Here is a 14,808-nt window from a genome sequence, read left to right as displayed (position 1 = left end):
CCGCACGCGCGCGTGCGGGACAATGTCGGCTGAGCGTCCGCACCCCGGCGGGGCCCTAACCGAGCAACATCAACGAGGAGCAATTCATGGCCAGCGACCATGGACACACCCCGGCCGCCTGGACCGGTGTCATCATCTCCTTCATCGGCTTCTGCGTCGCCGGTGTCTTCATGGTGGCGGACAACCCGTTCGGCTTCTGGGCGGGCTGCGCCGTCATCCTGCTCGGCGCCGTGGTCGGTGGTGCCATGAAGCTCGCCGGTCTGGGCAAGAAGGAGTCGCCCGCCCTCGTCCGGGCGCGCGAGGAAGCCGCCCGCAAGGACCACACCCCGGAGACGGCCCGCGCGGACGTCCACGCCTGACCACCGGGGCACATCGCGACACGGGGCGCGGTCCGGCACGAGCCGGGCTGCGCCTTTCCGTATGACCGGCGACAATCACCCGGTGACCCCCGAGCCGCCGCCCGCCACCCCCGCCCCCGCGCCCCCGGGCCCCGCCCCCTCGGCCCCTGGCCTCCCGCCCCCACCGGTCGGCCCGCCCCCGGGCCCGCACGCCGGGCCGGCCGGCTGGGTGGCCGGCAGAGCGCCGCGGTCGCCCGGGCGGCGGATCGCGCCGCCCCTGGCGGCCCTGGCGGCGGTCGCGGGGGCGTTCGCGTACGTCGGCGCGGTCGATCCCAACGAGCCCGGGCACTACCCCGTCTGCCCCCTGTTCCGCTTCACCGGCATCCTCTGCCCCGGCTGCGGCGGCCTGCGCAGCGCCCACGCCTTCATCCACGGCGACCTGGTCACCGCGCTCGGCGCCAACGCGGCCGCCGTCGCCGGGTACCTGGTCTTCGCGGTGGGAATCGTGTACTGGCTGGCGCGCGCCGCGCGGGGACTGCCCGTGCGGATCACCCTCCCACCCGTCTGGTGGTGGTCCGCGGGCGCCCTGCTGGCGGTCTTCTCGGTCGTCCGGAACCTTCCGTTCGGCTCCGCGCTCGCTCCGTGAAACCCCAGCTCACAGCGGTGCGGTCAGCCGGATGAGGACTCTCGGCCCCGGTGCGGATACCATCAAGGTGACTGATCCTGATCCAACATCACCGTCGTGGAAGGGGGCCTCTCGCGTGAGTGTGCTCGACGAGATCATCGAAGGCGTTCGCGCCGACCTCGCAGAGCGACAGGCGCGGGTGTCCCTCGACGAGCTCAAGGAGCGGGCCGCCAAGGCGCCCCAGGCCAAGGACGGCGCCGCCGCGCTGCGCGGCGACGGCGTCAAGGTCATCTGCGAGGTGAAGCGTTCCAGCCCCTCCAAGGGCGCGCTCGCCGCGATCGCGGACCCCGCCGGGCTCGCCGCGGACTACGAAGCGGGCGGCGCCGCCGTCATCTCCGTACTGACCGAGCAGCGGCGCTTCGGCGGCTCCCTCGCCGATCTCGAAGCGGTGCGTGCCAAGGTCGACATCCCGGTCCTGCGCAAGGACTTCATCGTCACCGCGTACCAGCTCTGGGAAGCCAGGGCGTACGGCGCCGACCTCGCGCTCCTGATCGTGGCCGCGCTGGAGCAGCCCGCCCTGGAGTCGCTGATCGAGCGGGCCGAGTCCATCGGCCTCACCCCGCTGGTCGAGGTGCACGACGAGGAAGAGGTCGAGCGGGCCGTCGACGCGGGCGCCCGCGTCATCGGCGTCAACGCGCGCAACCTCAAGACCCTCAAGGTGGACCGCTCCACCTTCGAGCGGGTCGGCCCCGAGATCCCCTCCGGCATCGTGAAGATCGCCGAGTCCGGCATCCGCGGCCCGCACGACCTGATCGCCTACGCCAACGCGGGCGCCGACGCGGTACTCGTCGGCGAGTCCCTGGTCACCGGCCGCGACCCCAAGTCGGCGGTGGCCGACCTGGTCGCCGCCGGCGCCCACCCGGCCCTCCGGCACGGACGGGGCTGAGCCCTACCCATGACCGCCGCCCGCACCGTCGCCGCCACGACGCCGCACCGGACGCCCCCGCGCCCGGCGCGGACGTCCGGCGTGGACGTGTGCACGGGCGCCGGCCCGGCGGACGGCTTCACGCGCGCGTACCAGGGCCCCGGTGCCGCCCTCGGCATCCCGGCCCCGAACCGGCCCGGCACGGGCTCCACGCGCGCGTACCTGGCCGCTCCGGCCACGGACACCCTGGCGTCCCGCGACCCGTACGCCCGGCTGGCCCGGGGCTGCCGCCCGCGCGGCTGCCGCGCCCCGGCGCGCCGCGTGCACGGGCGCCGCGTCCGCTACGTCATCGGCGACGAACCCGGCCAGGTCAACGGCATGCGATGGCGCGCGCGCACCGCGCGCCTCCGCCACCGCTGACCACCAGCCTCCCGTCCCGCTCCCCGCGGACCACGTCACGGACCGCTCCCCGCGGCCCGCACCGTGCGGTACCGCACCCCTGCGGACCGCACCTCGCGGCCCCGCGACACGCGGGCGGGACGACGGGCCGGCAGCGGTCGTCCGGTGGCGCCGGCGCACACCGTGACCACCGTCAAGCCGAGACATTCCGGGGGCGGACGCCGCCCCCGTAGAGGAGCATGTCGCATGCCCAGCGAGTTCTTCATTCCCGACCCCGAGGGCCAGGTCCCGACCACCGAGGGCTACTTCGGTGCCTACGGCGGCAAGTTCATCCCCGAGGCGCTCGTCGCCGCGGTCGACGAGGTGGCCGTCGAGTACGAGAAGGCCAAGAACGACCCCGCGTTCGCGGCCGAGCTCGACGACCTGCTGGTCAACTACACCGGCCGCCCGAGTTCCCTCACCGAGGTGCCCCGGTTCGCCCGGCACGCGGGCGGTGCCCGTGTCTTCCTCAAGCGCGAGGACCTCAACCACACCGGCTCGCACAAGATCAACAATGTGCTGGGCCAGGCCCTGCTGACCAAGCGGATGGGCAAGACCCGGGTCATCGCCGAGACCGGCGCCGGACAGCACGGCGTCGCCACCGCCACCGCCTGCGCCCTGTTCGGCCTCGAATGCACCATCTACATGGGCGAGATCGACACTCAGCGCCAGGCCCTGAACGTGGCCCGGATGCGGATGCTCGGCGCCGAGGTCATCCCGGTCAAGTCCGGCAGCCGCACCCTCAAGGACGCCATCAACGAGGCGTTCCGCGACTGGGTGGCCAACGTCGACCGCACGCACTACCTCTTCGGCACCGTCGCCGGACCCCACCCCTTCCCGGCCATGGTCCGCGACTTCCACCGCGTCATCGGGGTCGAGGCCCGCCGCCAGATCCTGGAGCGGGCCGGCCGCCTGCCCGACGCGGTCGTCGCGTGCGTCGGCGGCGGCTCCAACGCCATCGGCCTCTTCCACGCGTTCATCCCCGACACCGGCGTCCGTCTGGTCGGCTGCGAGCCCGCCGGGCACGGCGTCGAGACCGGCGAGCACGCGGCCACGCTCACCGTCGGCGAGCCCGGCATCCTGCACGGCTCCCGCTCCTACGTCCTCCAGGACGACGAGGGCCAGATCACCGAGCCGTACTCGATCTCCGCCGGCCTCGACTACCCGGGCATCGGCCCGGAGCACGCGTACCTCAAGGACAGCGGCCGCGGCGAGTACCGCGCGGTCACCGACGACGCGGCCATGCAGGCCCTGCGCCTGCTGTCGCGCACCGAGGGCATCATCCCGGCCATCGAGTCGGCGCACGCGCTGGCCGGCGCCCTGGAGCTCGGCCAGGAGCTCGGCGAGGACGGCCTCGTCGTGGTCAACCTGTCCGGGCGCGGCGACAAGGACATGGACACCGCCGCACGGTACTTCGGCCTGTACGACACCGACGCCGCCCCGGTCGAGGCCGACGCCTCCGCCGACGACGGCGCCGCCGAGATCCAGACGGACACCGAGATCCAGGGGGGCACCAAGTGAGCGGAAACATCCACCTCCTGTCCGACACCCTGGAGCGGACCAGGGCCGAGGGCCGGGCCGCGCTGATCGCGTACCTCCCGGCCGGCTTCCCGACCGTCGACGGCGGGATCGAGGCCGTCAAGGCCGCCTTCGACGGCGGCGCCGACATCGTCGAGGTCGGCCTGCCGCACAGCGACCCGGTGCTGGACGGCCCGGTCATCCAGACCGCCGACGACATCGCGCTGCGCGGCGGCGTCAAGATCGCCGACGTGATGCGCACGGTCCGCGAGGCGCACCGGGCCACCGGCAAGCCGGTCCTGGTCATGACGTACTGGAACCCCATCGACCGGTACGGCGTCGAGCGCTTCACCGCCGAGCTGGCGGAGGCCGGCGGCGCCGGGTGCATCCTGCCCGACCTGCCGGTCCAGGAGTCCGCCGTATGGCGGGAGCACGCCGAGAAGCACGGTCTGGCGACCGTCTTCGTCGTCGCGCCCAGCAGCAAGGACGAGCGGCTGGCCACCATCACGCGCGCGGGGAGCGGCTTCGTGTACGCCGCGTCCCTGATGGGCGTCACCGGCACCCGTGAGTCGGTCGGCGAACAGGCCGCCGACCTGGTGCGGCGCACCCGCGCCACCTCCGAGCTGCCCGTCTGCGTCGGCCTCGGCGTCTCCAACGCCGAGCAGGCCGCCGAGGTCGCCTCCTTCGCCGACGGGGTCATCGTCGGCTCCGCCTTCGTCAAGCGGATGCTCGACGCCGACGACCACGCGGCCGGCGTCGCCGCCGTACGGGAACTGGCGGGCGAACTGGCACGCGGAGTGCGTCGCTCCGCAAAGGTTTCTTAGCTCGTACGGGTGGATCTGGACCGGGGAGGCGCGCGGGCGCCTCCCCGGTTCGTTGCTGTGGGCGTGAGCGACAAGAACAGTGCAGGGAAGCGGAGCGCCCGAGAACGGCTCCAGGAGGAACGCGAGCGGCAGAAGGCCCGCGACAAGCGCAGGCGCACGCTGATCGTCGCGGCCGCCGTCGTCGGCGTGCTCGGGCTGGCCACGGTCGTCGGCCTCATCGCCGCCAACACCGGCGACAAGAGCGACAGCTCCGGTTCCGGGCCCGTCGCCGCCCCGACCGGTGCCACCGGCGAGGACGAACTCGCCATCCCGGCCGGTGCCACCGACGCCCCGTCGACGCTCACCATCTGGGAAGACTTCCGCTGCCCGGCCTGCGCCCAGTTCGAGAACGCCGTCCGGGACACGATCCACGAGCTGACCGACTCCGGACAGATCAAGGTCGAGTACCACCTCGCCACGATCATCGACGGCAACATGGGCGGCAGCGGCTCGCTCAACGCGGCGAACGCCGCGGCGTGCGCCCAGGACGCCGGCAAGTTCGTGGCGTACCACGACGTCCTCTACCAGAACCAGCCGCCGGAGCCGGACGACGCCTTCGCCAAGGACGCCAAGCTCTTCGAGCTGGCCGCGAAGGTGCCCGGCCTGGACACTTCCGCCTTCCGCTCCTGCGTCTCGGAGGGCACGCACGACGGCTGGGTGAACAAGTCCAACGAGGCCTTCCGCTCCGGCGACTTCCGGGGCACGCCCACCGTGCTGCTCAACGGAGAGTCGATCTTCCCGACCAAGGGCAAGGAGCAGATCTCCATCGAGAACCTGAAGAAGTGGGTCGCCGAGGCGAACAAGGGCAAGAAGCCGGGCTCGGCCTTCCCCTCCCCGCCCGCCTCCCCGGCTCCCGCGAGCCCCACCGGGAGCTGAGCCGGCACGGTTGCCCCGCGCTGTTATGCACTCTTTGCCGGGCGGGTTGCCCCGTCTCCCGCCCGGCAGGGTAGCGTCGGTCCTGCCATGGACCTTGCCTACATTCCCAGCCCGTCGACCGGTGTGTTCTACCTCGGACCGGTCCCGCTGCGCGGCTATGCCTTCTGCATCATCATCGGTGTCTTCGTCGCCGTCTGGTACGGCAACAAGCGCTGGCTCGCCCGGGGCGGCAAAGCCGGCACCGTGGCCGACATCGCCGTCTGGGCGGTGCCCTTCGGCCTCGTCGGTGGCCGGCTCTACCACGTCGTCACCGACTACCAGTTGTACTTCGGCGAGGGTGAGAACTGGGTCGACGCCCTCAAGATCTGGGAGGGCGGCCTCGGCATCTGGGGCGCGATCGCGCTCGGCGCGGTCGGCGCCTGGATCGGCTGCCGCCGCCGGGGCATCCCGCTTCCCGCGTACGCGGACGCCATCGCGCCCGGCATCGCCTTCGCCCAGGCGATCGGCCGCTGGGGCAACTGGTTCAACCAGGAGCTGTACGGCAGGCCGACCGACCTGCCGTGGGCGCTGAGGATCAGCGAGGGCGCCAACCGCGAGGCCGGGCTCTACCACCCGACCTTCCTGTACGAGTCGCTCTGGTGCGTCGGTGTGGCCCTCCTGGTCATCTGGGCGGACCGGCGCTTCACGCTGGGCCACGGCCGGGCGTTCGCCCTGTACGTCGCCGCGTACTGCGCGGGGCGCGGCTGGATCGAGTACATGCGCGTCGACGAGGCGCACCACATCCTGGGCCTCCGGCTGAACGTGTGGACCGCGATCCTGGTCTTCCTGCTGGCCGTGGTGTACATGGTCGTCTCGTCGCGGCTGCGCCCGGGGCGTGAGGAGATCGTGGAGCCGGCGGTGCTCGCGGACGCGGCCAAGGCGGACGCGGCCAAGGCGGCCGGGCGGAAGGCGGACGCGGGGACGACGGACGCGGGGACGACGGACCTGCGGAAGGCGGACGCGCGCACGACCGACGCGGCGGACGCGGGCCGGGCGGCCGGCGCGAAACCGGAGTCGGCCGAGAAGAGCTGATCCGTTCATGGTGCGAGGCGGCCGCCGGGACCAAGGGGTCCCGGCGGCCGCCTCGCTTTCATCCGCGGTGTGCCCGGAGGAGGGACAGGGTGCGGCGGGCGGCCGCGACGACCGCCGCGTCGACGAACCGGCCGTCCGGCAGGGCCAGCGCCCCGGGGTCGCCGGCGGCCGCCTTGACGATCTCCTCCGCCGCCGCGGCCTCCTCGGCGGTCGGCAGGTACACCCGCTCGATGACCGGCAACTGGCGGGGGTGGATCGCCGCACGGCCCAGGAACCCCAGCGCACGGCCGTGGGCGCAGGTGGCGGCGAGGCCCTCGAGGTCGCGGATGTCGGGATGGACGGACTGCGCGGGCGGGGGGAGATCCGCGGCGCGGGCGGCCACCACGACCCGGCCGCGGGAGAAGTCGAGGCCGCTGTCGTCCCGTACGCCCAGGTCGGCGCGGAGGTCCGCCTCGCCGATGGCGATGCCGCGGACGGCCGGGTGGGCGGTGGCGATGGCGTGGGCCTGCTCGATGGCCAGGGCGGATTCCAGCAGCGCGTGCAGCGGGACGCCGGGGGCGAGGGCCGCGATCCGGCGGATGTCAGTGCCGTGTGTCACCTTGGGAACACGCAGAGCAGCGAGGCCGGGCAGGGGGGCCAGGGCTGTGATGGCCGTGGTGTCGTGCGCGCTGGGGAGGCGGACGTGGATCGGTACGGGGTGGGGCGAGGAGAGCAGGTCGGTGGTGGCGTCGAGGGCGTACGCCTTGCGGTCCGGGGGCACCGCGTCCTCCAGGTCGACGATCACCACGTCGGCGCCGGACGCGAGGGCCTTGGCGACGACCTCGGGGCGGTCGCCGGGGGCGTACAGCAGGGTGAGCGGGATGGAGGGATCGGAGGTCACAGCGCGCCCTCGGACCTCAGGGCGGTGATCTCGGCGCCGGTCAGCCCCAGCTCGCCGAGGACGGCGTCGGTGTCGGCGCCGTGGGGGCGTCCCGTCCAGCGGATGGCACCGGGCGTCTCGGAGAGGCGGAACAGGACGTTCTGCATACGGACGGCTCCGAGCTCGGGGTCCGGCACCTCGGTGACGGTGTCCAGTGCCTGGTACTGGGGGTCGGCCATGACGTCCCGGATGTCGTAGATCGGGGCGATCGCGGCTTCGGCCTTCTCGAACGCCGCCATGGCCTCGTCCCGGGTGTGCCGGGCGATCCAGCCGCCGACCGCCTCGTCGAGGACGTCCGCGTGCTGGGCGCGGGTGGTGCCCTCGGCGAACCAGGGCTCGGAGATCAGGTCGGGGCGGCCGACCAGGCGCATCACGCGTTCCGCGATGGACTGCGCGGAGGTCGACACGGCCACCCACGCGCCGTCGGCGGTGCGGTAGGTGTTGCGGGGAGCGTTGTTGCGGGAGCGGTTGCCGGTACGGGGCTGGACGTAGCCGAGCTGGTCGTACCAGAGCGGATGGGGGCCGAGGACGGTGAGGATCGGTTCGATGATCGCCATGTCGACGACCTGGCCGCGGCCGGTGGCGGCGCGGGCGTGGAGGGCGGTCATCACGGCGTAGGCCGTGGCCAGGGCCGCGATGGAGTCGGCGAGACCGAAGGGAGGGAGCGTGGGCGGGCCGTCGGGTTCGCCGGTGATGGCCGCGAAGCCGCTCATGGCCTCGGCGAGCGTGCCGAAGCCGGCACGCCGGGCGTAGGGGCCGTACTGGCCGAAGCCGGTGACGCGGGCCAGCACCAGCCGCTCGTTGGCCTCGGAGAGCTGCGGCCAGCCGAGGCCCCACTTCTCCAGGGTGCCGGGCCGGAAGTTCTCGACCACCACGTCGGCGGTGGCGGCGAGGCGGAGCAGGGTGTCGCGGCCGCCCGGGGTCGACAGGTCGAGGGTGATGGTGCGCTTGTTGCGGCCGAGCAGCTTCCACCAGAGGCCGACACCGTTCTTGGCGGGGCCGTGACCGCGTGACGGGTCGGGCTTGCGGGGGTGCTCGATTTTGATGACGTCGGCGCCGAAGTCACCCAGCATGGTCGCCGCCAGGGGGCCGGCGAACAGGGTGGCGAGGTCGAGGACGCGCAGTCCGTGGAGGGGAGGTGAGGTGGTCATACGGCGTCGATCTCCGTGCGGTACGGCATCGAGGACGTGGCGCCGGGGCGCTGGACGGACAGTGCGGCGGCCGAGGACGCCCAGGTGAGGGCCTCGGGCACGGGCCTGCCCTCGCCGAGCGCGACGGCCAGCGCGCCGACGAAGGTGTCGCCCGCGGCGGTGGTGTCGACGGCTCGCACCCGGGGCGCGGGGACGGTGACGGGGTCGGCGCCGCGGGCGGCGTAGAGGCTGCCGGCCGCGCCCAGGGTGATGACCACCTCGGGGACGTGCCGGAGCAGTTCCCCGGCGGCGGCGCGCGGCTCGGCGAGCCCGGTGAGGACCGCGGCCTCGTGCTCGTTGGGCACCAGCAGGTCGGTCGCGGCCAGTAGTTCGGGGGGCAGGGGCTGCGCCGGGGCGGGGGTGAGGATCGTCCGGACGCCGTGGCGGCGGGCCGCTTCGGCGCCCGCGGTGACGGCGGAGAGGGGGAGTTCGAGCTGGAGCAGCAGCGCGTAGGCGGTGGCGATGAGTGTCTCGTCGCCGGGGGAGAGGGAGGTGACGGTGCCATTGGCGCCGGGGATGACGACGATCGCGTTGCCGCCCTCGTCGTCGACGACGATGTGGGCGGTGCCGGAGGGGCCGTCGGCGGTGCGGAGGAGATCGGTGTCGATCCCGGCGCCGGCGAGACCGGCCCGGAGCCGGGTGCCGAACTCGTCGGAGCCGACGGCGCCGATCATCGACACCTCCGCCCCGGCGCGGGCCGCGGCGACGGCCTGGTTGGCGCCCTTGCCTCCGGGGATCGTCCGGAACTCGCGTCCCGTGACGGTCTCACCGAGCTTGGGGGCGCGGCTGACGTAGGCGACGAGGTCCATGTTGGTGCTGCCCAGCACCACGATATGGGTCATGGGCGGTGTGCCTCCTGGTGGGAGAGGGCGTACGTGAGTCCGGCCAGTGTGTCGAAGCCGATGCCGTCGAAGGGGTGGACGGAGGTGGCGAGGCGGTTCTTCAGCGGGGAGGTCCAGCGGTCGGGGATGCGGTCCGGGTGGCCGGCGAGGAGCCCGGCGACCGAGCCGGCGGTGGCGCCGTTGGAGTCGGTGTCCCAGCCGCCGGAGACGGCACGGCAGATGGAGAGGGTGAAGTCGCCGTCGGCGTGGGTGAGCGCGGCGGCGAGGAGGGCGGTGTTGGGGACGGCGTGCACCCAGTGGTAGGTGCCGTAGGCGGCGTGCAGCCGGTCGGCGACGGTGTCGAAGTCGGTGTGGGCGTGGGCGGTCGCGATGCCGAAACGCACGCCGCGGGCCAGCCGTGAGTCGGGAGGGACGACCGTCAGCCCGGCGGCCAGCGACTGGTGGACGTCGGCGGTGCCGGACGCGGCGGTCGCGATGACGGCCGCGGTGAACATCGCGCCGTAGACGCCGTTCGCCGTGTGGGTGAGGGTGGCGTCCCGGTGCGCCTGCTCGGCGGCGGCGGCCGGGTCGCCGGGATGGGTCCAGCCGTGGACGTCCGCCCGGATCTGGGCGCCGATCCACTCACGGAACGGGTTGCGGTGGCCGGCGGTGAGCGGTGGTTCGAGGCCGGAGAGGAGGTTGCGATAGGCGACGCGTTCGGCGGTGAAGGTGCGGCCGGCGGGGAGTTCGTCCAGCCAGAGGCGGGCGACGTCGGCGGTGGTGAACCCGGGGCCGTACCGCTGGAGGAGCAGGAGGTTCAGCAGGGGGTAGTTGAGGTCGTCGTCCTCGGGCATGCCGTCGATGTTCTCGGCCAGTGAGGTGGCGGCCGAGCGGCGGTTCCAGGGGTGCGCCGCCGCCAGCGCGGGCGGTACGCCCCGGGCGGTGAACCAGGAGGTGAGCGGCCAGTTCCCGGTGGCCCGGGCGAGCGCCCGGATGGCCGGCAGCGGCAGCTTCTCGACGGGCTTGCCGAGCAGGCACCCGGCGGCCCGCCCCAGCCACGCGGCATGCAACCGCGCGGCCTGCCCCGGCACGGCGGCCACGGCCTCGGGCGGGTGCCCCGACGGGTGCCCTGACGCGGGCTGGGACGGGCGGGCGGGGGGGGGGGGGGGGGGGGGGGGGGGCGGGCGGGGGGGGGGGGGGGGGGGGGGGGGGGGGGGGGGGGGTCGGTTGGGCGGAGGACAGGGGCGTGGGGAGGGCGGCCAGTTCGTCCAGGAGGTGCTCCGCGAGGGCGCGGAGGTGCGGGGGCGCGGGGTCCGGGGAGGCGCCGGCCGCCGTGGGGGCCGGGGCGCCGCCCGCGGCGCGCCAGCGGGCGGCGACGGCCGAGGCGTCGCGGCCGTCCTCCACGGCCTGGCGCAGTTCGTGGCCGATGAGGTCCTCGGGCTGGACCCAGGTCAGGCGCACGTTCACCGGGGCACCCCGAGGGCGGGCGAGAGGGCGACGAACGCCCGCTCATGGGCGCGGCGGCGGGCGGTGTCGCGCATGAAGACCTCGTGGGCGACCTCGGCCAGCACCGCCGCCGGGGCGTGCAGGTCCAGGCGGCTGGCCTCGGCGACCTGCTTCGCCCAGTCGGCGGGGACGGCCGCCTCCCCGTGCAGGGCGCCCGCGAGTGCCCCCGCCATGGTGGCGGTCGAGTCGCAGTCCCGGCCGTAGTTGACGGCGCCCAGCACCGTACGGCGGTAGTCGCCCTCGCCGACCAGCAGCATGCCCAGCGCGATCGGGAGTTCCTCGATGGCGTGGAGCCGGGACGGGCGGCGCGCCCCCAGGGAGGGGGAGCGGTAGTCGGGGCCGACCGTGTCGAAGGGGGCGACCGCGTCCCGGAGGGGACGGAGGGCGGACTCGAAGTCGGTGTGCCGTACCGCGACACCGGCCACCGCCTCGATCGCCGACCGGGTGCCGTCCTTGGCGAGCGCGAGCGCCGCGTCCACCACGGAGGCGGGTGTCGCACCAGGGAGGCAGGCCGCGGCGACCGCCGCCGCGAACACCCCCGCGGCCTCGCGCCCGTAGGAGGACTGGTGGGCCCCGGCGACGTCCAGGGCCTCGGCGTACGCGGCGGACGGGTTCGCCGCGTTGACCAGGCCGACCGGCGCCATGTACATCGCGGCACCGCAGTTGACGATGTTTCCGGTGCCCGCCTCGCGCGGGTCGACGTGGCCGTAGTGAAGGCGGGTCACCAGCCACTTCTCGGCCAGGAAGATCCGCTGGAGGGGGAGGGCCTCGGCCTCGAGCTCCGGAATCCAGCGGGGGGTGGAGATCAGGTCGGGTACGAGGTGCTCGGCGACGGCGTAGGCGTCGAGGTGGTCGCGGACCTCGTCGTACACCCGGATCAGGGCGTGGGTCATGAGGGTGTCGTCGGTGACGTGCCCGTCCCCCTTGTGGTACGGGGCGATGGGCCGGGCGGTGCGCCACTCGTCGCCGTTCCAGGGGCCGACGATGCCGGTGACGCGGCCGCCGTGGCGTTCGGCGATCCGGTCGGGGGCGTAGCCCTCGACCGCACCGCCGAGCGCGTCACCGACGGCTGCTCCGACGAGGCTCCCGGTGATCCGGTCCTCGAGTGTGGGTTTCGGCGTCATGCCGGAATTGTCCACCCGGGGCGGCGAGTTCCGTGTCTGCGAGCCGCTCGGCGAGTTCCACGAGGTCGGTGCCCGCGAGACGGGGCAGCGCGCACCCGGCGAGCGTGCGGCAGGCGTCCCGCCAGGTGGCGGGCACGCCGGTGCCGCCGCTGAGCGCCCCGGTCAGCGCCCCGGCGAGGGCGGGCGCCGAGTCCGCCACCCGGGACAGGCAGGCTGCGGCCGGTACCGCCTCGGTGACCCGGCCCCGGGCGGCGGTGGCGAGCGCGAGGGCGACCGGGACGGTCTCGGCGGCGGCGATGCCGTAGCTGTAGACGTGGTCGACGATCTGGTGCTCCAGGAGCGGGACGAGCTCGAAGGCACTGTCGGCGGCCCGGGCGAGCCGGGTGGCGTGCCGGGCGTTGCGGCCGATCTCGGTGGCGGGCGGGAGCTGGCCGAGCGCGGCGTCCACGGCGTCGTCGACCGGCGCCCCGCCGAGGGCGGCGGCCACGGCGGCGGCCATGGCGCGGGCACCGTGCACGCCGTCGCCGTCCTGGGTGTAGCGGGCGTCGAACTCGGCGAGTTCGGCGGCGGAGCGCGGGTCGCCGGCGTGGGCCACGGCCAGGACGGCGGCGCGTACGCAGGCCGCGTCGTCGAAGTAGTGCGGGTTGTCGTGGCCGGTGGCGGGCGGGCGCAGCCCGGTGGCGAGGTTGCCGAGGCCGGCGCGTACGGAGATCCGGGCGCGGAGGGGGAGGACGGCGGACTCGACCTCGGGGGCGCGGTCGGCGGCGGCGGCGATCTCGGCGGCGAGGGAGTTCCAGGCGAGGTCGACGGCGGCGCACAGGCGGCGGGCGGCGGGGAGGGAGTGGAACAGCCCGCCGGCGGCGGTGAGCAGCGTCTCGGCGGTGAAGGCCGCCCACTCGGCGTCGTCGGAGGGCCCGAGGCGGAGGGGCTCGGGAGGCTGGTTGAGGGCGATGGGCACGGGGAGGGTGGTGGTCGCGTTCTGCTCGGCGAACGTGTCCAGTTCGCGGGTGAGGCGGCGCGTCCACTCGGGCATCCGCGCGGCACGGTGCCGGGCGGCGGGCCAGCCGGCCGCGTCACCGGCGGCCAGCCCGAGGAGGAGCCCCTCGACGCGCCTCGGCCCGCCACGGCCGCCGCGCCGTGGGCGGACCTCCCGTGCGCCGGTGCCCCGTGGGGCGGTGCCCTCCGGGGCGGTGCGCCGTGGGCCGGCCGCGTCGCCCGTGACCGCGTCCCCGGGGCCCCGCGCCCCGACGAGGGCCTCGGGCGCCGGGACGCCGGGTGGGGTGGGGGCGGTCGGGGCTGCCGGGGCTGCCGGGCCGGTCGTGGGTGGCGGGGCGGTGGGGGTGGCGGAGGCTGGGCCGGCCGCCGGGGCTGCGGGGGCCCAGGGGGCGGCGGATGCTGTCGGCGCGACCGGGGCGGCCGCGGCGGTGGGGGGTGTGGGACGCATCAGGGGGTCTCCGTATCGTCGTACGGGGTGAGCAGCTCCGCGATGTCCAGCACGTGGTAGCCGCGCATCGAGGGCAGGCAGCTCCCGCGTACGGGACCGATGGCGGCCGCCCAGTCCGGAGGGATGGCCGTCGCGCCGGACATCGCGCCGGCCAGGGCGCCCGCGACCGCGGCGGTCGTGTCGGCGTCCCGCCCCATGTTGACGGCCGTGAGCACCGACGTGACGAAGTCGCCGCGAGCCGCGGCGAACGCCCCGAAGGCGAGCCCGACCGCCTCCGGGGCCAGGTCCGTCCACGGATAGCCGCCGATGACCACCGCCGACCGGACCGACCGTTCCCGCACGAGCGGGTCCGGCTGGACGCGCTGGGCCGCGACCACCGCGCGGCGCATCGAGCGGGCCGTCCAGGAGTCCATGGGCACCACCGACAGGGCGGCCGCGATGACCGACGCGGGCCCGGCGCCCGACATCGCGGCCGCCACGCCCGCCGCGACCGCCTGGCCCCCGTAGATGCCCTCGCCGTCGTGGCTCACCGTGCCGTCGATGGCCACCAGCCGCGCCGCCTCGGCGGGGCGCCCCGCCGCGAAGACCCCGAAGGGGGCCGCGCGCATGGCCAGCCCGTCGCTCCAGGCGTGCCGGTGCTGGGCCGAGATGGGGGCGGCCAGGCCGCGCCTCAGGTTCTCCAGGGTGCCGCGTTCGCTGAAGCCGGCGCCCCGGAACGGCCCCTCGTCGAGGTCGGCGATCCAGCGGTGCCACGCCTTCTCGACATGTGAGACGGTCAGGGCGGAGCCGTGCCGGGCCAGCAGGAGCCCGGAGAAGATCGCGTACTCGGTGTCGTCCGTGCCGGCCGGGTCGTCGCTGACGAACCCCTCGATGCGCCCCCAGCGGCGGCGGATCTCGGAGGGGCGCATGTTCTCGGCGGGGGCCCCGAGCGCGTCGCCGACGGCGAGTCCCAGCAGCGCTCCCCGCGCACGGTCGAGCAGCACACCGCCGTCGGGGGCGAGGGGGGCGGGATCGCATGCCGTCGACTCCATCGCGTGGCCCTTCCGTGCGCACCGACCCGTTCACCGGTCCGGTCACCGGTCCGGTCACCGACCCGGTCACCGGTCCAGTCACCGACCCGGTCACCGGTCCAGTCACCGGTCCAGTCACC

At 74.9% G+C, this 14,808-nt stretch carries 14 protein-coding genes and 1 pseudogene; 8 read left to right on the top strand and 7 right to left on the bottom strand.

Annotation, left to right across the window (positions count from 1 at the left end; genetic code table 11):
- Positions 1–86: 86 nt before the first annotated feature.
- From E2B92_RS06280 to lgt, 8 genes are all read left to right on the top strand, one after another.
- Positions 87–359: an HGxxPAAW family protein gene (locus tag E2B92_RS06280; RefSeq protein ID WP_126887675.1), complete on the top strand. Its 273-nt coding sequence runs from the start codon at positions 87–89 to the stop codon at positions 357–359.
- Between the two features lie 61 nt (positions 360–420).
- The gene (locus E2B92_RS06275; protein ID WP_133087421.1) at positions 421–984 is read left to right on the top strand and encodes a DUF2752 domain-containing protein; all 564 of its coding nucleotides are present in this window, start codon (positions 421–423) and stop codon (positions 982–984) included.
- Between the two features lie 115 nt (positions 985–1,099).
- Positions 1,100–1,909 (top strand): indole-3-glycerol phosphate synthase TrpC, encoded by an 810-nt coding sequence (gene trpC / locus E2B92_RS06270; protein ID WP_126888674.1) that lies wholly within the window; start codon positions 1,100–1,102, stop codon positions 1,907–1,909.
- A gap of 201 nt (positions 1,910–2,110) precedes the next feature.
- A complete protein-coding gene (gene trpM, locus E2B92_RS32900; protein ID WP_185923748.1) occupies positions 2,111–2,308 on the top strand; it encodes a tryptophan biosynthesis modulator TrpM in 198 nt (65 codons plus the stop codon).
- Positions 2,309–2,533: 225 nt separating this feature from the next.
- Positions 2,534–3,847: a tryptophan synthase subunit beta gene (gene trpB / locus E2B92_RS06260; protein WP_126888672.1), complete on the top strand. Its 1,314-nt coding sequence runs from the start codon at positions 2,534–2,536 to the stop codon at positions 3,845–3,847.
- Positions 3,844–4,668 carry a tryptophan synthase subunit alpha gene (trpA, locus tag E2B92_RS06255; protein WP_126888671.1) on the top strand — a complete coding sequence of 275 codons (825 nt, stop codon included), beginning with the start codon at positions 3,844–3,846 and terminating at the stop codon, positions 4,666–4,668. The genes trpB and trpA overlap by 4 nt, the downstream gene beginning before the upstream one ends.
- Positions 4,669–4,731: 63 nt before the next feature.
- The gene (locus tag E2B92_RS06250) at positions 4,732–5,583 is read left to right on the top strand and encodes a DsbA family protein (RefSeq protein ID WP_126888670.1); all 852 of its coding nucleotides are present in this window, start codon (positions 4,732–4,734) and stop codon (positions 5,581–5,583) included.
- 87 nt (positions 5,584–5,670) lie between these two features.
- Positions 5,671–6,654, top strand: coding sequence for a prolipoprotein diacylglyceryl transferase (lgt, locus tag E2B92_RS06245; RefSeq protein ID WP_235023711.1), 984 nt, complete (start codon positions 5,671–5,673; stop codon positions 6,652–6,654).
- Between the two features lie 58 nt (positions 6,655–6,712).
- Here the strand turns inward: lgt and E2B92_RS06235 are convergent, their stop codons facing one another.
- The 7 genes and pseudogenes from E2B92_RS06235 to E2B92_RS06205 all read right to left on the bottom strand — a co-directional run bounded on the left by E2B92_RS06235 (position 6,713) and on the right by E2B92_RS06205 (position 14,689).
- A complete protein-coding gene (locus tag E2B92_RS06235; RefSeq protein WP_126888669.1) occupies positions 6,713–7,534 on the bottom strand; it encodes an HpcH/HpaI aldolase/citrate lyase family protein in 822 nt (273 codons plus the stop codon).
- Complete coding sequence (locus E2B92_RS06230; protein WP_126888668.1) at positions 7,531–8,724, bottom strand: CaiB/BaiF CoA transferase family protein; 1,194 nt, start codon at positions 8,722–8,724, stop codon at positions 7,531–7,533. Before E2B92_RS06230 ends, E2B92_RS06235 begins: the two co-directional genes overlap by 4 nt.
- Positions 8,721–9,605 (bottom strand): ribokinase, encoded by an 885-nt coding sequence (gene rbsK / locus E2B92_RS06225; protein WP_126888667.1) that lies wholly within the window; start codon positions 9,603–9,605, stop codon positions 8,721–8,723. Before rbsK ends, E2B92_RS06230 begins: the two co-directional genes overlap by 4 nt.
- Positions 9,602–11,051: pseudogene (locus tag E2B92_RS06220) on the bottom strand (ADP-ribosylglycohydrolase family protein). Before E2B92_RS06220 ends, rbsK begins: the two are co-directional and overlap by 4 nt.
- Complete coding sequence (locus E2B92_RS06215; protein ID WP_126889560.1) at positions 11,048–12,214, bottom strand: ADP-ribosylglycohydrolase family protein; 1,167 nt, start codon at positions 12,212–12,214, stop codon at positions 11,048–11,050. Before E2B92_RS06215 ends, E2B92_RS06220 begins: the two are co-directional and overlap by 4 nt.
- On the bottom strand, positions 12,150–13,658 hold the full coding sequence (locus E2B92_RS06210; protein ID WP_235023710.1) for an ADP-ribosylglycohydrolase family protein: 1,509 nt from the start codon (positions 13,656–13,658) through the stop codon (positions 12,150–12,152). Before E2B92_RS06210 ends, E2B92_RS06215 begins: the two co-directional genes overlap by 65 nt.
- Positions 13,658–14,689, bottom strand: coding sequence for an ADP-ribosylglycohydrolase family protein (locus tag E2B92_RS06205; RefSeq protein WP_126888075.1), 1,032 nt, complete (start codon positions 14,687–14,689; stop codon positions 13,658–13,660). Before E2B92_RS06205 ends, E2B92_RS06210 begins: the two co-directional genes overlap by 1 nt.
- Positions 14,690–14,808: the final 119 nt, after the last annotated feature.

The organism is Streptomyces sp. WAC05374 (assembly GCF_004353505.1).
In the GTDB taxonomy this organism is placed as follows: domain Bacteria; phylum Actinomycetota; class Actinomycetes; order Streptomycetales; family Streptomycetaceae; genus Streptomyces.
This window is presented reverse-complemented; position numbering and strand designations above follow the sequence as displayed.

Bases quoted from the DNA above. Each gene is read 5' to 3' on its own strand.
- E2B92_RS06280 (WP_126887675.1), top strand. From the start codon at position 87: ATGGCCAGCGACCATGGACACACCCCGGCCGCCTGGACCGGTGTCATC.
- E2B92_RS06275 (WP_133087421.1), top strand. From the start codon at position 421: ATGACCGGCGACAATCACCCGGTGACCCCCGAGCCGCCGCCCGCCACC.
- trpB (WP_126888672.1), top strand. From the start codon at position 2,534: ATGCCCAGCGAGTTCTTCATTCCCGACCCCGAGGGCCAGGTCCCGACC.
- lgt (WP_235023711.1), top strand. From the start codon at position 5,671: ATGGACCTTGCCTACATTCCCAGCCCGTCGACCGGTGTGTTCTACCTC.
- E2B92_RS06230 (WP_126888668.1), bottom strand. From the start codon at position 8,724: ATGACCACCTCACCTCCCCTCCACGGACTGCGCGTCCTCGACCTCGCC.
- rbsK (WP_126888667.1), bottom strand. From the start codon at position 9,605: ATGACCCATATCGTGGTGCTGGGCAGCACCAACATGGACCTCGTCGCC.
- E2B92_RS06215 (WP_126889560.1), bottom strand. From the start codon at position 12,214: ATGACGCCGAAACCCACACTCGAGGACCGGATCACCGGGAGCCTCGTC.
- E2B92_RS06210 (WP_235023710.1), bottom strand. From the start codon at position 13,658: ATGCGTCCCACACCCCCCACCGCCGCGGCCGCCCCGGTCGCGCCGACA.
- E2B92_RS06205 (WP_126888075.1), bottom strand. From the start codon at position 14,689: ATGGAGTCGACGGCATGCGATCCCGCCCCCCTCGCCCCCGACGGCGGT.